Genomic DNA, 17,226 nt, shown 5'->3' on the forward strand with positions numbered 1-17,226 from the left:
AATTAAAATAGTATAAAAGTTGATTTGTTTCCCTGACTGGGGTTAGGAGTGGGTGGGTGTCGAAGGCTGCTAAGTTTTTGCTAATTGGTTCAACTGAGACTTACAGTGGTAAGTCTGCCACTGTATTAGGTCTATCTCATCGATTGCAACAAATGGGGCTGGATCTTGCCTACGGCAAACCTTTGGGTAGCTGTTTTAGTGAAGATACCACAGCCGCGATCGCTGATGCTGATGTTGAGTTTGTGACTAAACTACTGAAACTCCCACCACAGCGGGTATTTCCCACAATCTTATCCTTGGACGAAAATGCCATTGGCAAACGCTTGCGAGGAGAAGACAACATCGACTACCGCGAACGCCTGAAGCAATATCTGCAACTTCCAGCAGGCGATCTGACAGTCTTGGAAGGACCGGGAACTCTGGAAGAGGGCAGTTTGTTCGATCTGCGAATGCTGCAAGTATCTGAAATTATTAATGCTTCAATTCTACTAGTGTCTCGCTACAAATCGGCGTTTTCTGTGGAACCATTGATTTCGGCACGACGGCGCTTGGGCGATCGCTTAATTGGCGTGCTACTGAATGATATTCCTCTCGAACAGATGGAAACTGTAGCAGCAGAAGTCAGTCCTTATCTGGAAAAACGCAGTATTCCAGTTTTAGGAATGCTGCCTAGCAATCGCTTACTCAGAAGTGTCAGCGTTAGAGAATTAGTCAATCAGTTAAAAGCAGATGTCCTCTGTCGTGCCGATCGCCTCGATCTGATGGTGGAAAGTTTGGCAATTGGAGCTATGAATGTCAACTCAGCGTTGAGATATTTCGGACAGCGGCGAAATATGGCTGTCGTCACGGGAGGCGATCGCGTTGAAATTCAATTAGCAGCTTTGGAAAGTTCTACTCAATGCCTCATTCTAACGGGCAAGCTTCCCGCACCAACTTTTATCCTTAGTAAAGCAGAAGAACTCGAAATTCCCATCCTCTCGGTCGATCTCGATACGTTAACTACAGTAGGGATCGTCGATCGCACGTTCGGACAAGTGCGCCTGCACGAACCCTTCAAAGTTGAATGCATCCGTCAGTTAATGACAGAACATTTTGACTTTAATCGCTTATTATCTCAACTCGACCTCAGCCCTGCTGTTGCTTTGCCTTAGATCTAAATTATCCATAAATAGTTGCCATTCCCTGCGGTTCGTGCGAGTATTTACCACTTGCTGTAGGTTGATATGTCTCGTTATATAAACACAAACTCTCGGGATGCTTGGCAACAAATTGCATCATCTGGCGATGAAATTTCCCTTTGAAAAATGCTTGCAAGCTTTGCGGCGATCGCCAATAACTTACCATCACAACTTCATTAGCAGCGCAAATCCCTGCTTTAACTTGCACGCAGCCATCAGCCGTTGCTGTGGTGTTCTTAATCCACAAGAGATTTTTCCACATCCAAATCAAGCCTGCGCGATCGCGTGCCAAGAAACCGTTCACAAAGGCGATCGCTTCGGGGTTTTCTGGTAACTCAACTTGATATATTGAATAACTCATACGAGAATCTCCTCATTAATTGGTGGTCGATCGACTAATTTTGACCAGTAGAGACGTTACATGTAACGTCTTTACAGCCATTGCAGAGCGGTTAATATGCAATTAGTTGAATATACTACTATCATATGCACTTTTTTGCATAAGTAAAGTAAAGAAATATTATGGCTTTAACGCACGCGATCCTTGCCAGATTAATTGATACTCCCTTAAGCGGATACGATATAGCCCAACAATTTGATGGCTCAGTTGGCTACTTCTGGGCAGCAAGTCACCAGCAGATTTATCGAGAATTATCCAAATTAGAACAACAAGGCTGGATTGCAGGCGAAACTGTGCTTCAATCAGGAAAACCAGATAAAAAGCTTTACTATGTGACAGAAATAGGCAAACAACAGCTAAAGTCTTGGATAGCTTCCCCCTCAGAGGCTTCACCAATCAAGGACGATTTATTAGTCAAAATTTTTGCTGGTTATGTTGCTCCTCAAGCGATCGCGATCGAGTTGAAGCGTCATCAAAAAGCACATCAGGAAAAGCTGGCAGTATACAAAGCTATAGAGCAAAAGTACTTTAGCAATCCGCAAATACTATCCGAAATCGAAAAGTTTCAATACCTCACTCTCCTGAATGGTATTAGTTACGAAACCCACTGGTTGTCTTGGATCGATCGAGCAATACAGCTACTTAAATAGCAGGGGACAATTCGCCATTCGCACTTTTACGCTGCGCTACACTAGCCCTAGTCTTCGACAAAGCGTTTCCCCCTACGGGAAAACAAGCTACATGTTAGCCAAAGGCGCAGCGCTCACGCAGTATAGCGCAGCGTTTAGCGTCACGCAATTTGCAATTCACAATTAACTAACCTCCTGCTACTCGCCACTGATAACTCCCAATTACCAATTACCAATTACCATTCTTCCCTGATAACTAATAACTGTTCTCTGCTAGAATAACTAGGTTGTGTATCCGAACCTACGTCCTTGATCGAGCAGAGCCAGTCTATCAATGTATCCGATGTCGATACCCTTGCCCAAGAGTTAGCAACGATTCAGCAAACGGGCGCAAAACGAATTGCTTTACTGGGATCGCGTCACGTCCCCCTGACTCATCAGCACTTAATCGAAATGATGAGCTACGCTCTGGTTCTGTCGGGTAATCGGATTATAACTTCCGGTGCGACGGGGACAAATTCAGCTGCTATTCGCGGTGCGATGCGTGCCGATGCGAATATGTTGACTGTAATTCTGCCACAAAGTTTAGAGCGTCAACCCCTGGAATCGCGCCAGCAGTTAGAAAAGGTGATGCATTTAGTAGAAAACGCCAAAAACGACCAAATGTCATTGGCAGAAGCTAGTGCTGTATGCAACCAAGAGATCGTTTCTCGTTGCCAACAGCTAATCTGCTTTGCTTTCCACGATAGCCGCACGCTTTTGCAAACTTGCCAAGAGGCAGAAGATCAAAGGAAGATCGTGACGCTGTTCTACCTTGACTGATCGAGATGAACTCACACCTCCCTACTTCAGCAATTTTTCTCTTTTGTATTGCAGTAGCAGCAGTACTGGTTTATGTACCGTTTCTCCTTGTCGGTTACGGACGAGTGCAAGCTGGCTACGATATGGCAGCTCCTCGTGCTATGTTTGACAAGCTACCACCCTACGCGCAACGAGCAGCTTGGGCGCACCAAAATTCATTTGAGAATTTCACCATTTTTGCGCCAGCCGCGTTGATGGCATATGTTACGGGAGTTGATTCTACCTTGGCTGTGGGAGCGGCGATCGCCTTTGTGGTAGTGCGATTGTTTTACTCGATATTCTACATAGCTAACATCCCCTTAGCGCGATCGCTGATGTTTGCGATCGGCAGTCTTTGCTCTGGTATCTTGTTTATTACTAGCATCCTACAAGCAACTAGTTATCAGTGACCAGTTATTAGTGGCTAGTAGCTGGTGACTAGTGGTAAGTGGGGTGTAGGGTGTAGGGTGTGAAGATTTTAAATTTCTTTCTCCCTTGTCTCCCTTGTCTCCCCCCTCTCCCTTGTCTCCCTTGTCTCCCTTGTCTCCCTTGTCTCCCCCCTCTCCCTTGTCTCCCCCTCTCCCTTGTCTTTCTATAGCCTCTAGCCCCTCATTCTTATGGCTTCTACTTTTTCCTTCGATATTGTCAGCGACTTCGATCGCCAAGAACTAGTTAATGCTGTCGATCAGACTAGCCGCGATATTAAAAGCCGTTACGATCTCAAAGATACTCAAACGACAGTAGAGTTAGGTGAAGAGACGATTACTGTCAACACCGATAGCGAATTTACGCTCGAATCCGTTCATACTATACTGCGCGAAAAAGCTGCAAAGCGTCAACTATCTCAGAAAATTTTTGATTTCGGCAAAGTGGAATCTGCTAGTGGTAACCGCGTCCGGCAAGAAATTAAGCTCAAGAAGGGCATCAGTCAAGAAATTAGCAAACAAATCTCTAAATTGATCCGCGATGAGTTTAAAAAAGTGCAAGCTTCAATTCAAGGTGATGCTGTACGGGTGTCGGCGAAATCTAAAGATGACTTGCAAGCTGTAATGGGACGCTTGAAGCAAGAAGATTATCCTGTAGCTCTACAATTCACCAATTATCGATGAAAATCAAAAGTCAAAAGTCAAACTTGGTTTGTGTTGGTTCGATTTCAAGGAAACAGTTCCTTCCCTGGACAACAGCTTAGGTGAACTTTAGCTTAGGTGAACTTTTCTTAAAAAACATCTGAATATATGTTCATATGTTATCCTGATGGGAGAGGTGAATAGGATTAAAACTATGACGACAGTAACTTCAATGAAATGTGCTTGTGACAATTGCTTGTGCGTTGTTTCCTTAGAGGACGCGATTCAAAAAGATGGCAAGGCTTACTGTAGTGAAGCCTGTGCTAGCGGTCATCCCGATGGTAGTAGTGGCTGCGGTCACACTGGTTGCGGTTGCGGCTGATCTGATTTTGAATTTCGGGTTGTATAAACATTACATATCTAGTAGCTTCCATTACTGTGTTAAAAGAGAGTAGGAAATGAAAGTTTTCTACTCTTAATTAAAGTAAGGGTAGAATCACCTGAAAACAACTACCAACGTTAACTTGGCTCTTAACAGCTATTTCGCCTCCGTGCTGCTTCACAATTGCTTGAGCAATTGCCAAACCTAATCCCAAACCCTTTTGCTGTTGTTGCGCTTGTTCGGAGCGCCAAAACCACTGAAATATTGAAGCATGATGCTCTAGTGGAATACCAATGCCTGTATCTTCAACTGAAACGATCGCTTTACGTTTAGACTTGCGTACTGCGAGAGAAATACTACCTCCTTTTTCCGTATAAGCGATCGCGTTCTCCAGTAAATTTGAGAATAAACGACCCAAATGAATTGGATCTCCCCGCACAGATAAACCAGGTAGCAATTGAGCTTGAAAAGCAATACCTTGTGACGTAGCACGGGCATCGAACTGTTCTAATATAGGTAAAAGCAATTCTTCTAAGCGAATATTTACTGTCTCTAACTCAGTTGGTAAAAGTGCTACCTCGCTGCGAGTCAAAATCAGTAAATCTTCTACCAGATGCTCTAGTTCGTCAGTAGCGTTAGCAACGATCGTTAATTTTTGCCGATCGAGTGGTATTGCTGATTCTGCTTCTCCTGCTAGCAGTGCGATCGCTAGGGTAATTCGCGTCAACGGGTGGCGGAGATAATGAGATATATTCGTAACAGTCTGTTTGAGCTGTCGAAAGCTTTGTTGTAGCGGCTGGGAGTTCCACTGACTGAGGTGAACGCCACTGATACCAAAGATAAATAAAATCGTAATTCCCTGACAGCCAAGCCATAGCCGTAGCCGAGCCAAAATCAATTCTAATGGCTGTGTGGATTCGCTTACCCGAATATATCCTTCTAGATGTAGCGTTTTTAGCTTCGGATCGCTGACATAGACAGCAATGGTGGCAATCCGTAATTCTCTCTGCTGTTGGAAAATAGGCGCGATTGGTTGCCAGCGAGAATGGAAGACATTTCGGGAGATGGGAAGAGAAGGAAAGCGATTTCCTTGACTCAAAAGTAATTTACCATCAGCGTCGAACCATTCCCAACTTTGAGTTTTAGCAGCAAAAAGTTTGCGCCAAGGAAGCTCATGTAGGTTTTGCCGATTTTGAGATTTCACGATCTCAAAACTCGGAATTGCAGCTTGTGCCAAAGTTAAGAGGCGATCGTCCGATTGTTTCTTTAGAGCATTACCAATTGAGTTGTACGTCGTCAGGGAAAACCCTCCTAAAAGAGCTGCCGTTGCTGCTAGATAAGCAAATAATATGCGTCTATAGGAATACTTGAATTTTGTTTGAGGAACCATACCTAAAGATAGAAGCCATAAGCTTCAAGAAAGGATGCGGCAGAATAATCAACATTGCAACTTTGACAAAGCCAGTATTTTTTATGATGAAAATTTATTATCAACGAATACTAAATTGCTTAGTAATTCAAATAAAACAGAAAAAAGTAACAAACTTAGGACAAAATCAGTTAGTAGTAGTAGTGACTAGTGACTAGTGGCTGGTGACTAGAAACGACTCTAGAGACTAATCACCGGTTCCACCAGCACTCCAACCGTCTTCACGGAGTCTATCGCAGCGTCTACTGTCAACCGTCAACCGTCAACCGTCAACCAGTTGTTAGTTATCAGTGAATAGGCACAGAGAACAGCCTACAAATGAGCAATGACCAACAAACCAACAACCAATGACCAATTAAGCTGTTTCTGGCTGAAAGAAGGCTGTAGGATGAATGAGAAGATCGGCAGAAGAGTGTTTTTCTACCATTGCTTTACAGATAGTGCAGCGATCTAAGTCTGGGCGAGAGGGAAGTTCGTACATGATATCTAACATTAGCTCTTCTACAATTCCCCTCAAGGCTCTTGCACCAGTTTTACGCCGATATGCTTCTTGGGCGATCGCGCGGACAGCATCTAATTCAAACTCAAGTTGAACGTTATCCATTTGTAATAGCTTTTGATACTGTTTCAAAAGCGCATTTTGTGGCTCGGTTAAAATCGCTATCAGTCCTTCTTCGTCTAAAGGTTCCAGCACTGTAACAACTGGCAATCGTCCGATTAGTTCTGGAATTAGACCGAATTTCACTAAATCTTCCGCTCCCAGATGATTTAATAAATAATCTGTTTGCCTTGTTGTAGATCTTTCTGGCGATCGCCCGAAGCCCATAGATTTTTTTCCCATCCGTTGTTCGACTAGTTTTTCCACTCCGACAAAAGCGCCGCCGCAGATAAATAGGATATTTTTGGTATCAATTTGGATGCTCTCTTGATAAGGGTGTTTGCGTCCTCCTTGTGGTGGTACGTTAGCGATCGTTCCTTCTAATATTTTTAACAGTGCTTGCTGCACTCCTTCGCCCGATACATCACGAGTAATAGAGGGATTTTCACTTTTGCGGGCAATTTTATCAATTTCATCAATATAAATAATTCCTTGTTGTGCTGTTTCTGCATCCATGTCTGCCACTTGCAACAATCGCAGGAGGATATTTTCTACATCATCTCCGACGTAACCTGCTTCTGTGAAAGTTGTTGCATCCACAACAGCAAAAGGTACGTCTATGACTTGTGCTAGAGTTTGAGCTAGGAGTGTTTTACCGCTCCCCGTTGGTCCAACCAAAAGAATATTTGACTTTTGCAATGCCACATCATTGCGATCGCTGGACAAACGCTTATAGTGATTGTAGACTGCTACTGAAAGAACTTTCTTCGCTTGTTCCTGACCGATAACATGGTTGTCCAAATACTGTTTTATTTCCCTTGGTTTGGGGATGGGGTAGTTGTTAGAATTAGTCGTAGTTTTTGGGGTACTAGGTTGAGGTGGAGAAGTGTCCAAGACTTCTTGACACTGTTCGATGCATTCACTACAAATGTTAACGCCCGTACCAGAAATTAGCTTATCCACTTGAGTATGGGGTTTGCCGCAAAACGAGCATCTTAATAATGAAGTGTAGTCAGGCATATTTACTTTTTCCTTGGGGTTAAAATGTATTAACTGAAATGTTTTAACTAGGAATTTGTTTTTCCATTATCGATAAAAATCCGCACAGACTTATCGAAAGGATTTCAACTAACCAATGCATTGATTCAGGGGCGATCGCAAATCCCCAAATTAGTAAAATTGAACCAGCTAAGCAGATAGCAAGTCGATGAATTTCTTCGGTCATTTTGCAACCAATCCAAGTAAAGCCGAAGCTCATAGTCCAAAAAATTAGATATGTGATATGCATAATTTTGAGGAGGGGGATAAGGAAGAAGTCAAAAGTCAAAAGTCAAAAGTCAAAAGTCAAAAGACTAGTCACCGATCACTGATAACTGATAACTGATAACTGACTAGGCGATATGCTGCAAAGCCGTTTGTTCTTCTATGGTTTGCTCGAAAATATTCTTGAGTGCTTGCAAAAACTCAAGTTCTATATACGGCTTGGTGAAATAGGCGCTAGCACCTAATTGAGTTGCTAAACGGCGATGTTTGTCGTTACTGCGTGATGTCAACATAGCCACGGGAATTTTGGCAAATTGCGGCTCTTGTCGCCACTGACAGAGAAATTCAAAGCCGTTCATATTCGGCATTTCAATATCGCAAAGTACTAGTTGTACCGTGGGAGATTGCTGTAATTTTTCTAGTGCTTCTAATCCATCCCGCGCTGATAAAACTCGATAGCCAGCCTTTTGCAACGAAAGTGTTAGCGTTTGGCGCATCGTAGTTGAGTCATCTACAACTAAAATTGTAGGACGTTCGGTTTTATGAACAATTGCTGTTCGATCGCGCCACAAATTATTGATGTTTTGTTCTCTGTCTTGTGATTGACTTTCAGTTGTCTGAATTGTATTTTGTTGCCGTTCTAGGACATATTCTAAAAGGCTGATTCCATTAATCACGGGAACTAAACTACCGTTTCCTAGTAGAGTGCAGCCATAGGTATATTTGGGAGGCGAAACGAGCGATCCAAAAGGTTTAATTGCTAGTTCTTGTTCTGCCAACAAGCAATCGACTTCTAACGCCAATAATTCGCCCTCCCAACGTAGTAGAAGCATTGGCAACTCCCGTTCTTCTACTGTGGTTGTAATTGGAGATTGGCTGTTAGCAACTTCTAACATTGGACGATTGTATTCTAAAAGATCCGCCAACCGATGGATTGGTATGATGTGTTCTCGCCAGCGCAACAGCTGCTGAGTCCCCGTACGATTGATGCGATCGCTTGGCGTAGTGACAATATTTTCAATGCTGTCAGATGGCAACGCTATGGTAGTTTTCCCCGTAGAGCAAACAACCAAATTCGCGATCGTCAACGTGAGAGGCAAGCGTAAAATAAAGGTCGTACCCTCACCAGGGAAGGAACTGACGCTTACAGAACCGCGCAGCGATCGCAGTTGAGAACGGACAACATCCAAACCCATGCCACGACCGGAAAGTTCGCTAACGTGGTGAGTGGTAGAAAATCCTGGCTCGAAGATAAATTCTAGCAACTGCTCTTTCGAGGCGCTGGCTGCTTCTATTGGCGACAACCAACCCAACTCTACGACCCGGCTGCGAATTTGTCCCAAATTTAGACCCCGACCGTCATCTCTAACTTCAATAATTGTTTGATTGCCTTTGTAATAAGCACAAATCAGAATTTCTCCGTTTTCCGGCTTACCTTGCTGTTGGCGGATTTCAGGTGACTCGATGCCATGAGCAAAGGCATTGCGGAGTAAATGCAACAGCGGGTCGTAGAGTTTTTCCAAAATCGCCTTTTCTACCTGTACCTCTGTCCCTCTCAGCTTCAAATTGACAGGCTTGGAGTAAGTATGAGACATATCCCGCAGCATCCGAGAGAACCGCTTGAGAACTTCACCCAAAGGAAGCATTCGCGCTCGCATTAATTCATCTTGGAGTTGGGAAAAAACTTGTTGTTTCCGCTCTAATATTTGACTCGATTGCTCGGCAAATAAAGCAATATCCTCTACAGCCTCTTCCAATTGGACAATTTCTTCTAGAATTCTTTGTAATAGAGGGTGAACCGCTCCATAACGATCCATTTCTAGAGGATCGAAGTCAGTTGTAATTGGTAGTTGGTAATTGGTAGTTGGTAATTGGTAATTGGTAGTTGGTAGTTGGTAGTTAGCAATTATTCTCCCTTGTCCCCCTTGTCCCCCTTGTCCCCCTTCGCCCCCTAATCCCCACTCCCTTCGGTCGTGGGATCCCCGAGTTCCCCCTTGTCCCCCTTGTCCCCCTTGTCCCACAACTTCCTGCTCCCTGTTCCCTGCTCCCTTGTCTCCCTCAGCTCTCCTCTCTAGCTGACCGATCAGTTCTTGAAAGTGAGCAAAACGGCGGAGTAACTCTTGGGCTGAGTTTTGGGTTTGCTCGGTTTGCAGGGCAATGGAGTTACGATTGACGACTAATTCACCCAATAACTTATGCATCCGCTCTAATCGGCTTAATTCTACTCGCGTAGAAACAGCAGTCGCTATCTGTGATTCATCTGTGTAGGAATTGGTAGTTCCTACTTTAGGGCGATCGCCCTCTATTTTGCTTTGAGAAATTTCAGTCGAGTGGGATAAGGACTGAATCGGCGATAAATTTGCCGCAGGGGAAATAGTTAGGGAATGAGCATCTGATTCGATCGCGCCATTGGAATCATCTTCAGTTTCAGTGACGAAAATAATTCCAGGGTCGATCGCCACTGCTTCTATTGGTGCTGTCTCGTCGCCAAATAACAGCTCGTCTAATAAAGGCGAGAATTCTGACTCTGGGTTAGGAACCAAATCGACGCTCTTTTCTGTTAACGCACAAAGGGCAGCAGACGGACTCCCTCCACTAGTGCGATCGCCTGCTAGTACGGCAGCTCTGCTATTGTGAAAATCAGCTAGGGCAACTTGAATAATTTCTCTAGCGCGATCGGGATAGGTGTCTAGTGCAGTTAAGGCTGTTTGGGCGATCGCCCCAAATCCTGGTAAATTCAGCAGCTCCGCAAATCCAGCAAAGACTTCTGCCTGCGCCCGTAATTCTCCAACCACCTCGAAATCTTGGGGGTTGGCAACCACAGCCGCCAATCGTTCCAGTCCTTGTACGACATCAGTTTCAAAGATTGAAGCTACCAAATCGACCCCAAGTTCTGAGGACATGGGCATATAGCGATCGATCTGAGCTAAAGCATCTCCTAAACGTTCTTCTATTTGATTAAATACGGGTTCGGCTACTGCTAATGTTGCCGCACAGTCAATGCTGCCGATGGTAATTTGTTGCAGTAGGGGGACGCGCAGACAATCGTAAGCTTGCAGTAATAAACCTTCTAACTCTGAATCTATTGCTACAGATCGGTTGTACAAAGCCCGAAAAACATCTTCTAAACGGTGGGCAATAATTTTAATTGGCTCTAAATCCAAGCAAGCTGCACCACCTTTAAGAGAGTGAGCTGCACGCATCAAATCGTGAATGCGTTCGTGCGTGCGCTCTTGCTTCAGACTAAGCAAGCCTGCCTCGATCTCTTGTAGCAGCTCTGGCACTTCTTCAATAAACAGACGGTAAGCTTGGTCGCGAATGTCGGGAGTAATTAGCATGACTGGGAACCAGAGGGGGACAAGTCAAAAGTCAAAAGTTAGAAGTCAAAACTAAGGAGATAGGAGATAAGGGAGCAGGGAGCAGGGGGATACAATCAAGTCACAAATCACAAGTCACAAGTCACAATTAGATTGCGCACCACGCACCACTCTCTTACCGTCAACTACCAATTACCAACTACCAATTACCAATTACCACTAACTAACTTTGAATTGACCGACGCTGGCTTGGAGCGATCGCGCGACGGTTGATAATTGTTGGAAGGAAGCGGAGACTTCGGTTGCAGTTAGGGACGTAGTTTCGGCGATCGCGGCGACTGTGGCGATGGTTGTCGTGGCTGCTTCTGAGTCTTGAGATTGCTCGATCGCAGCTTGGGCAATTGCTCCTACGAGTTGATGAATGCGATCGCTGGCGGTGGTAATGTGGTTTAAACTCTGACGGGTATCGTTGACGAGTTGAGTCCCGATCGCTACCTGTTCTGTGCCGATTGCCATTGCTGTAGCAACTTCATTGGTTTCCCGTTGAATCCCCGAGACGAGCTTTTCAATTTCTGCTGTTGCTTTGGCTGATTGTCGGGCTAGCGATCGCACTTCATCGGCAACAGCCGCAAAACCGCGTCCTTCTTCCCCTGCTCGCGCTGCTTCAATGGAAGCATTCATGGCGAGCAAGCTAGTCCGCTCGGCAAAGTGAGCAATTAAATTTACCACTTTGTAAATCTTTTGCGATGACTCTCCCAAACATTTGATCTTCTTGACGGTTTCGGCAACAGTCCCCCGAATTGTCAGCATTCCATCTACGGCACGATCCATTGCTATATCCCCAGATGCGACTGTCTCCATCGCTTGGCGCACGTCTATTTCTGCGCGTTTGGCGTTATCCGCAACAGTATGGGCAGAATCAGCCATCGCTTGAATGCGTTCCAAAGCAGTGACAATCTCTGTCGATTGCTGCCAAGCTCCTTGCGAGAGGGCTTGGATTAACGGCTCGTTACTGCTAATTGCTGCATCGACTTGTTTGGCGGCTGTTTGTGCCTGTACCGCAATTTCTTGCAAGCTTTCGACTGTAGAGTTATAGGAGTCAGCGATCGTGCCGATTTCATCTTCTGTGACTCTGGTGCGGATTGTCAGGTCGCCTTGACTAATTGGATCGACTTCAATTAGCAAATCCAACGCTCGTCTTTGCAACTGTTCTTTGGCATTTTTCTGTTGTTCCAAAAGATCGGCACGCTCTAACGCCAATCCTATTTGAGTGGCAATCTGGGCAAAGAAATCAACCTCTACTTTCTGCCAGTGACGCGGAACGTTACACTGATGCACGACAAGTAAACCCACACAGCGATCGCCGAGTAAAATTGGTGCAGCTAGACTGGATTTGACGGCAAGTGCTGTTAGCTGTTGCCAGTACTCATCGCCCGTATCTGCCGGTCGGATCTGAGAAATGACTTCGACTTGACCTTTTTGATATTGGGTGTATTGCTCTAGGGCATAGTTTTCGATGTTTTTACCCAGTATGCGAGTTATACCTGCGCTTGCGGCTTCGACAACGACGCTACCATTGCGATCGCCATCAAACCAATAGACAATTGCGCGGTCGGTTAGCAAAGCGCTGCGGGTCTCGGCTACAGCGGTGTTGAGAATAGCTGGGCAGTCGATCGCGCTACCAATCTTCACGGTAACATCTTTGAGTAATTGCGATCGCCGAGCTTCTGCTGCTTTGAGCTGCACGAGTTCTTCTAGCTGCTTCGCCATGCTGTTGATGCTAGTCTCTAAAACAGCCATTTCAGCCGTGCCACGGACTGCCACGCGAGTATCTAACTTACCTAAACCAATTTGAGCCACAGCCCTAGCAGCATTCAGAATTGGATAAGTCGCCCGCTTAGCCAAAACTGCGGCGATCGCGGCGATCGATACGGCGGCTACTCCAGTTCCCAACCAGAGAACTCGGCGCAGTTCTAGTAAAGGTGCAAAGGCGCGATCGACGGGACGAGAAACCACCAATCCCCAACCTGGTTCTGGTAGTCCATCCAATTGACCGATCGGCGTGAAGCTCATCAGTGCATTCTCACCATCGTTTTTGTCCCACGCGACTTGAGTTGAAATTAGCTTGTCTTCATGCCTGGGTCGATCTGTAGAGGCAAGCGCTAAAACCTTGGCACGCAAATGCGGCAGTTCGCGAAAATCTTCTCCCAAGTAATGCCCCACTAGCCCAATTTCATCAGCCGCAAACACATTCCCGTCAGCACCGATCAGTTTGTATTCCCATCCTTGCGCTTCAATATACTCAAAGGTTTCGTTTAGATGAGTCAACGGCATCCGCAAGCGAACAACTCCTACGAGCTTATTTGTTTCTATATCTTTAATTGGAGCTACAACTTCTAAACTAATTTTGCCGGAGGTAGGCGCAATTTTAGGATTGTTAACTGCGGGAGTTCCAGTCGCGATCGCCCGCCGAAAATATTCGCGATCGCTATAGTTTTCCGTGCGCTTAAACGGCTGCGTTGACTTGGATTGAAAGATTAAATTTCCTTTGAGGTCGAACACGACGATACTGTCATATCTACCATTACGTGCCTCGACAAAGCTATCTAACAGCGCAATTTTCTGTCCTTCAGTCGCCGCTGCCCTCAGCTTAGAATTTGCCAACATGGGAGAATTACCAATTGTCTCGGCATCATCGATTATTTGCTGCGTCGCCATGCCAATGCCGCGCCGAACATCAAGCGTGCGGTTTTCTTGCTCGGCAATAATTTGCTGCTCTAGGGAACTATTGGCTACGGTGTAGGCAACGCCGCCAACAGTTGCGACTGGAATAGCACCAATTGCGATCGCCAAAATTGTTGCTTTATGTTGCAAACTCAAACCTTTCCAGAACCGCAAACCCCTAGATAGTGAAAACTGCCAAGGCGAGTTTGGCTTTGTTGATGGCGATTGGCTCGCTTTTTCAGGTGAATCTGGCGCTACTGCCGAAACTCGCTCCCATTGAGGCGAGATGCGATCGCGATCGGAGTTTGGCGGATCGAGTTTGAGAGTTGACTGCGACATGAAATTTACCTCATGGCTGTAGAGAAGAGAGCTGGGAGCTGGGGGAGCTGAGGAAGCTGAGGAAGAAAGAAATTTAAAATCTTTACACCCCACGCACCACGCACTGATAACTTTGTACAGACGTTACATGTAACGTCTCTACACTGATAACTGACAACTGACAGCAGCAACGATCGCTTTGACCGATAAAATTGCTGTCATTTCGCTATCGCCGTTTAACTGATATCCGCGCACGAAGGGAGCGAAGGGAGTGGAAACGGCAGTAAATGGCGGCGGTTGGATTGTATCTGGATTGCACCATTCGATATCGTCAATTCGCTCGATAACTAAACCGATGGTTTGGGTTTCTGCTGTCGGTGCGGGTAGGCGATCGCAAAGGTTAGCTTGCAAGGCAACTGCTGTATAAGTTGGAACATTGCTGGTTTGGTAGCGATCGCCAGCAGTTAGCCCGACTAATTCAGCTAAATCGACCATCCAGAGAATTTCACCCCGCCAGTTGTAAACTCCCATGACCCAACTTGGCATGTGCGGGATCGGGACGATCTGTTCCGCAGACAGCTTCAAGATTTCTAGCAATTGAGTCACGGGAAGCAAGGCTGCTGTGTCTGGTTCGAGGTAAAAGCGCAGAAATTGCTCGTCAGCATCGGTGAAAGTTACTCTTTCTGGTGATGCCTCCTGGGAGTCTAACTTTGGTGACTTGGATACCATAATTGTCTCGCCTCACACGTTAGGTTCAAACCATGAGAGTTGTTTCACCGTGTGAAACCAATAGCAGTTGCTTCACAGTGCGAATAAATTCCTCTGGCGCTACAGGCTTCGGTAAGTAAGCGTCTGCTCCTTGCTTTAAACCCCAGAATTTATCCATGTCAGTCCCTTTTCTCGAACAGAGGATAACGGGGGTGTTTTTGGTGGATGGGTTAGCTTTTAAAGCACGACAGAGTTCAAATCCACTCCGACCTGGCAAGACAACATCTAAAATAATGATGTCAGGCTTGCAGTCACTCATTTTTTCCAGGGCTTCTTCTCCGCTCTTAGCAGCCAAGACGCTGATCCCGCCTTGTTGCAAATAGCTGGCGATCGCTTCCCGCTCGGTCAAACAATCTTCTACAACGAGGGCAATATCCATAGAATTCACCAAAGATTGGCAATTAGCGAGCTTGCGGTTGGCGATTCGCAACGAGCGACTAGCGATTAGTAACTGCTCTGTGCTTCCTGCTCCCTGCTCCCTGTCCCTAAACTCAGCAACAGTTTTTCATTCCCTGGCTACATGCTTGCGCCAGATAAGTTAAACTCTTCATCCGCAACAATACCAACTGCTCGTAGAAAGGATTGAGCTTACATAAGGGTGGAACGTGCAGCAGACTGCGATCGAAAAATCGAATGTCTCGCTCGAAGGGACAACTTGCTGGAATCACGCGACAGACAAATCGAGCTGTTTTCGGGCGATGAATCTCGATAGATTCCAGTTTTTGTTGAGTTGGCTGTATTAAACTTTGCCAAAGTTTGTTGGTGTTTGCTGTGGGATTCATGGTTGTTGGTAATTGGTAATTGGTAATTGGTAATTACTTCGTTGTCCCCCTTGTCCCCTTGTCCTCTCTTACCCCTGCTCGTACGCTCCCTATACACTGTGTTTGAGATGTTTGTGAATTGCGCCTATAACTCGATCGGGATCGATGGGCTTGCCCAGAAAATCTGAGGAACCGACAATTTTAGCTCTGACGCGATCGATAATGCCATCGTTTCCAGTGAGGATGACAATTGGCGTGTGCTGGAAGCAAGAAAGCTGACGCAGACGGCTGCAAAGTTCGTATCCGTTAATATTTGGCATCATCAAATCAAGAAAGATGAGATCTGGTTTGATGGCTAGCAAAACTCCGATCGCCCGCAGTGCATCATTTACGCCAACAAATCGATAGTTAGCTGTTGTCATCACTTTTTCCATGATGTGACATACCCAAGGACTGTCATCTACACAAGCGATCGATGGTGCTTGAGTATCATGAGGTGTAGGTGATGAGAGAACCGGAGCGGTAAGATCGGGAATATTAATCAACTCCACAAACCCTGACTGAATATATGGCAGGAGAGAACGCAGTGCCGAGTTGACATCTCGCTGCATCTGAGCGGCAATATCCCGTAGCGTATGTTGTCCGTCTAGTAGTTGACTCAAGGCTTGATAAGCTGGAGCAGAGATGCTGTGTTGCAATTCTGCCGATTGTTTAATAACTGGGGCGCTGTTAGGAGAATAATTGAGTCTGTTTGCTTGCCAAGCTTGCCACAATCGTTCGACTTCGGCGATCGCTTGAGCGGCATCGATCGCAACTACAGGATTCAACTTGCTGCTACTGGGTTTGAGTTCGTAAGCAACCTGTACTGCTTGAGTCACATCAAACAAAACTTCGATAATGACCGACCATGCAAATCTTGCCATTTGTTCTGGAGTTATCTGCTGCCGTTCGAGCCATGAAGTCAATAACTGATACTGCCAGCAGACGCTAGAACCTTCAATCGAAGTTGCGGCTAATTGATTCTCCCACGATTCGTTTGATAGCGAGCGATCGCTAGATATTTGCGGTAAGTATGTCGCGAGATGCCGTCTCCATCGCCTGACTGGATGTTCTCCACCAGTAGCGTAGATAATCAAACCTCGGTGAACGTGCAGAATCCATTTTCTACCGCAGGAGTTTGTCAGAATCAGTTGACCGTTAAACCGCAACTGCTTCAAGGTTTCAAACAATTCAACCTGCTTTGAGGGCGTAAAATCCCGAATTAATGGAGCATCATTTCTCCTAGTTAGCAGGGCATCAACTGATTTTTCAAGAATGCTGTTATTCATTGCCTGTTCCTGCAATCTGTTTTTTTCTTACTCTTGGGATTTGTTGACTACCCTGCGTTGAGGATACATTTAAGACATGAAATCTCTGCCATTTGCACCTCAGTGTATAAAATAAACCTAAACCACAAAAGGTGACAAAATCGGAACAAGAAAGAGACAAAACTGGGACAAAATTTAATCGGTAATCGGTAATCGGTAATCGGTAACCGGTTGTTGGTTGTTGT

At 45.6% G+C, this 17,226-nt stretch carries 17 protein-coding genes; 6 read left to right on the plus strand and 11 right to left on the minus strand.

All coding sequences use genetic code 11. The features are described from left to right. The first annotated feature begins 56 nt into the window (after window positions 1-56). Window positions 57-1,151 (plus strand): phosphotransacetylase family protein, encoded by a 1,095-nt coding sequence (locus DSM107010_RS10880; protein ID WP_106166492.1) that lies wholly within the window; start codon window positions 57-59, stop codon window positions 1,149-1,151. A gap of 7 nt (window positions 1,152-1,158) precedes the next feature. Here the strand turns inward: DSM107010_RS10880 and DSM107010_RS10885 are convergent, their stop codons facing one another. Beyond that, the gene (locus tag DSM107010_RS10885; RefSeq protein WP_106166493.1) at window positions 1,159-1,539 is read right to left on the minus strand and encodes a monooxygenase family protein; all 381 of its coding nucleotides are present in this window, start codon (window positions 1,537-1,539) and stop codon (window positions 1,159-1,161) included. A gap of 161 nt (window positions 1,540-1,700) precedes the next feature. Between DSM107010_RS10885 and DSM107010_RS10890 the strand changes: the two genes are divergently transcribed. The 3 genes from DSM107010_RS10890 (at window position 1,701) to DSM107010_RS10900 (ending at window position 3,457) form a co-directional block, all read left to right on the plus strand. Next, on the plus strand, window positions 1,701-2,228 hold the full coding sequence (locus DSM107010_RS10890; RefSeq protein WP_106166494.1) for a PadR family transcriptional regulator: 528 nt from the start codon (window positions 1,701-1,703) through the stop codon (window positions 2,226-2,228). A 288-nt stretch (window positions 2,229-2,516) separates the two neighbouring features. Next, window positions 2,517-3,029, plus strand: a complete 513-nt coding sequence (locus DSM107010_RS10895; RefSeq protein ID WP_015156156.1) for a DNA-processing protein DprA — start codon at window positions 2,517-2,519, stop codon at window positions 3,027-3,029. Window positions 3,030-3,034: 5 nt separating this feature from the next. After that, complete coding sequence (locus tag DSM107010_RS10900; protein WP_106166495.1) at window positions 3,035-3,457, plus strand: MAPEG family protein; 423 nt, start codon at window positions 3,035-3,037, stop codon at window positions 3,455-3,457. On the opposite strand, the gene DSM107010_RS10905 is transcribed toward DSM107010_RS10900, so the two are convergent. After that, entirely contained in the window at window positions 3,434-3,712 is a 279-nt protein-coding gene (locus DSM107010_RS10905) for a hypothetical protein (RefSeq protein WP_127022938.1), read from the minus strand. The two genes, DSM107010_RS10900 and DSM107010_RS10905, sit on opposite strands and share 24 nt — an antisense overlap. Between DSM107010_RS10905 and DSM107010_RS10910 the strand changes: the two genes are divergently transcribed. Then, complete coding sequence (locus DSM107010_RS10910; RefSeq protein WP_015156154.1) at window positions 3,665-4,156, plus strand: YajQ family cyclic di-GMP-binding protein; 492 nt, start codon at window positions 3,665-3,667, stop codon at window positions 4,154-4,156. The genes DSM107010_RS10905 and DSM107010_RS10910 overlap by 48 nt on opposite strands. A gap of 172 nt (window positions 4,157-4,328) precedes the next feature. Beyond that, complete coding sequence (locus DSM107010_RS10915) at window positions 4,329-4,496, plus strand: metallothionein (protein ID WP_071925448.1); 168 nt, start codon at window positions 4,329-4,331, stop codon at window positions 4,494-4,496. Window positions 4,497-4,593: 97 nt separating this feature from the next. On the opposite strand, the gene DSM107010_RS10920 is transcribed toward DSM107010_RS10915, so the two are convergent. The 9 genes from DSM107010_RS10920 to DSM107010_RS10960 form a co-directional block, all read right to left on the minus strand. Further along, the gene (locus tag DSM107010_RS10920) at window positions 4,594-5,886 is read right to left on the minus strand and encodes a sensor histidine kinase (protein WP_106169336.1); all 1,293 of its coding nucleotides are present in this window, start codon (window positions 5,884-5,886) and stop codon (window positions 4,594-4,596) included. Window positions 5,887-6,280: 394 nt separating this feature from the next. After that, window positions 6,281-7,543: an ATP-dependent protease ATP-binding subunit ClpX gene (gene clpX, locus DSM107010_RS10925; protein ID WP_015156151.1), complete on the minus strand. Its 1,263-nt coding sequence runs from the start codon at window positions 7,541-7,543 to the stop codon at window positions 6,281-6,283. 43 nt (window positions 7,544-7,586) lie between these two features. Beyond that, window positions 7,587-7,811, minus strand: a complete 225-nt coding sequence (locus DSM107010_RS38325; RefSeq protein WP_127022941.1) for a hypothetical protein — start codon at window positions 7,809-7,811, stop codon at window positions 7,587-7,589. Window positions 7,812-7,914: 103 nt separating this feature from the next. Next, window positions 7,915-11,124: a hybrid sensor histidine kinase/response regulator gene (locus DSM107010_RS10935; RefSeq protein WP_127022944.1), complete on the minus strand. Its 3,210-nt coding sequence runs from the start codon at window positions 11,122-11,124 to the stop codon at window positions 7,915-7,917. A gap of 198 nt (window positions 11,125-11,322) precedes the next feature. After that, the gene (locus tag DSM107010_RS10940) at window positions 11,323-14,166 is read right to left on the minus strand and encodes a methyl-accepting chemotaxis protein (RefSeq protein ID WP_127022947.1); all 2,844 of its coding nucleotides are present in this window, start codon (window positions 14,164-14,166) and stop codon (window positions 11,323-11,325) included. A 138-nt stretch (window positions 14,167-14,304) separates the two neighbouring features. Next, the gene (locus DSM107010_RS10945; RefSeq protein ID WP_106168698.1) at window positions 14,305-14,874 is read right to left on the minus strand and encodes a chemotaxis protein CheW; all 570 of its coding nucleotides are present in this window, start codon (window positions 14,872-14,874) and stop codon (window positions 14,305-14,307) included. A gap of 25 nt (window positions 14,875-14,899) precedes the next feature. Next, complete coding sequence (locus tag DSM107010_RS10950) at window positions 14,900-15,292, minus strand: response regulator transcription factor (protein WP_015156147.1); 393 nt, start codon at window positions 15,290-15,292, stop codon at window positions 14,900-14,902. 112 nt (window positions 15,293-15,404) lie between these two features. Beyond that, entirely contained in the window at window positions 15,405-15,695 is a 291-nt protein-coding gene (locus DSM107010_RS10955) for a Mo-dependent nitrogenase C-terminal domain-containing protein (protein WP_106168699.1), read from the minus strand. 89 nt (window positions 15,696-15,784) lie between these two features. Continuing rightward, window positions 15,785-17,002, minus strand: coding sequence for a response regulator (locus tag DSM107010_RS10960; protein ID WP_106168700.1), 1,218 nt, complete (start codon window positions 17,000-17,002; stop codon window positions 15,785-15,787). Between the last annotated feature and the right edge of the window lie 224 nt (window positions 17,003-17,226).

The sequence above is a fragment of the Chroococcidiopsis cubana SAG 39.79 genome (assembly GCF_003991895.1).
GTDB lineage: Bacteria > Cyanobacteriota > Cyanobacteriia > Cyanobacteriales > Chroococcidiopsidaceae > Chroococcidiopsis > Chroococcidiopsis thermalis.

Bases quoted from the DNA above. Each gene is read 5' to 3' on its own strand.
- DSM107010_RS10885 (WP_106166493.1), bottom strand. From the start codon at position 1,539: ATGAGTTATTCAATATATCAAGTTGAGTTACCAGAAAACCCCGAAGCG.
- DSM107010_RS10890 (WP_106166494.1), top strand. From the start codon at position 1,701: ATGGCTTTAACGCACGCGATCCTTGCCAGATTAATTGATACTCCCTTA.
- DSM107010_RS10900 (WP_106166495.1), top strand. From the start codon at position 3,035: ATGAACTCACACCTCCCTACTTCAGCAATTTTTCTCTTTTGTATTGCA.
- DSM107010_RS10910 (WP_015156154.1), top strand. From the start codon at position 3,665: ATGGCTTCTACTTTTTCCTTCGATATTGTCAGCGACTTCGATCGCCAA.
- DSM107010_RS10915 (WP_071925448.1), top strand. From the start codon at position 4,329: ATGACGACAGTAACTTCAATGAAATGTGCTTGTGACAATTGCTTGTGC.
- DSM107010_RS10920 (WP_106169336.1), bottom strand. From the start codon at position 5,886: ATGGTTCCTCAAACAAAATTCAAGTATTCCTATAGACGCATATTATTT.
- clpX (WP_015156151.1), bottom strand. From the start codon at position 7,543: ATGCCTGACTACACTTCATTATTAAGATGCTCGTTTTGCGGCAAACCC.
- DSM107010_RS38325 (WP_127022941.1), bottom strand. From the start codon at position 7,811: ATGCATATCACATATCTAATTTTTTGGACTATGAGCTTCGGCTTTACT.
- DSM107010_RS10935 (WP_127022944.1), bottom strand. From the start codon at position 11,124: ATGCTAATTACTCCCGACATTCGCGACCAAGCTTACCGTCTGTTTATT.
- DSM107010_RS10940 (WP_127022947.1), bottom strand. From the start codon at position 14,166: ATGTCGCAGTCAACTCTCAAACTCGATCCGCCAAACTCCGATCGCGAT.
- DSM107010_RS10945 (WP_106168698.1), bottom strand. From the start codon at position 14,874: ATGGTATCCAAGTCACCAAAGTTAGACTCCCAGGAGGCATCACCAGAA.
- DSM107010_RS10950 (WP_015156147.1), bottom strand. From the start codon at position 15,292: ATGGATATTGCCCTCGTTGTAGAAGATTGTTTGACCGAGCGGGAAGCG.
- DSM107010_RS10955 (WP_106168699.1), bottom strand. From the start codon at position 15,695: ATGAATCCCACAGCAAACACCAACAAACTTTGGCAAAGTTTAATACAG.
- DSM107010_RS10960 (WP_106168700.1), bottom strand. From the start codon at position 17,002: ATGAATAACAGCATTCTTGAAAAATCAGTTGATGCCCTGCTAACTAGG.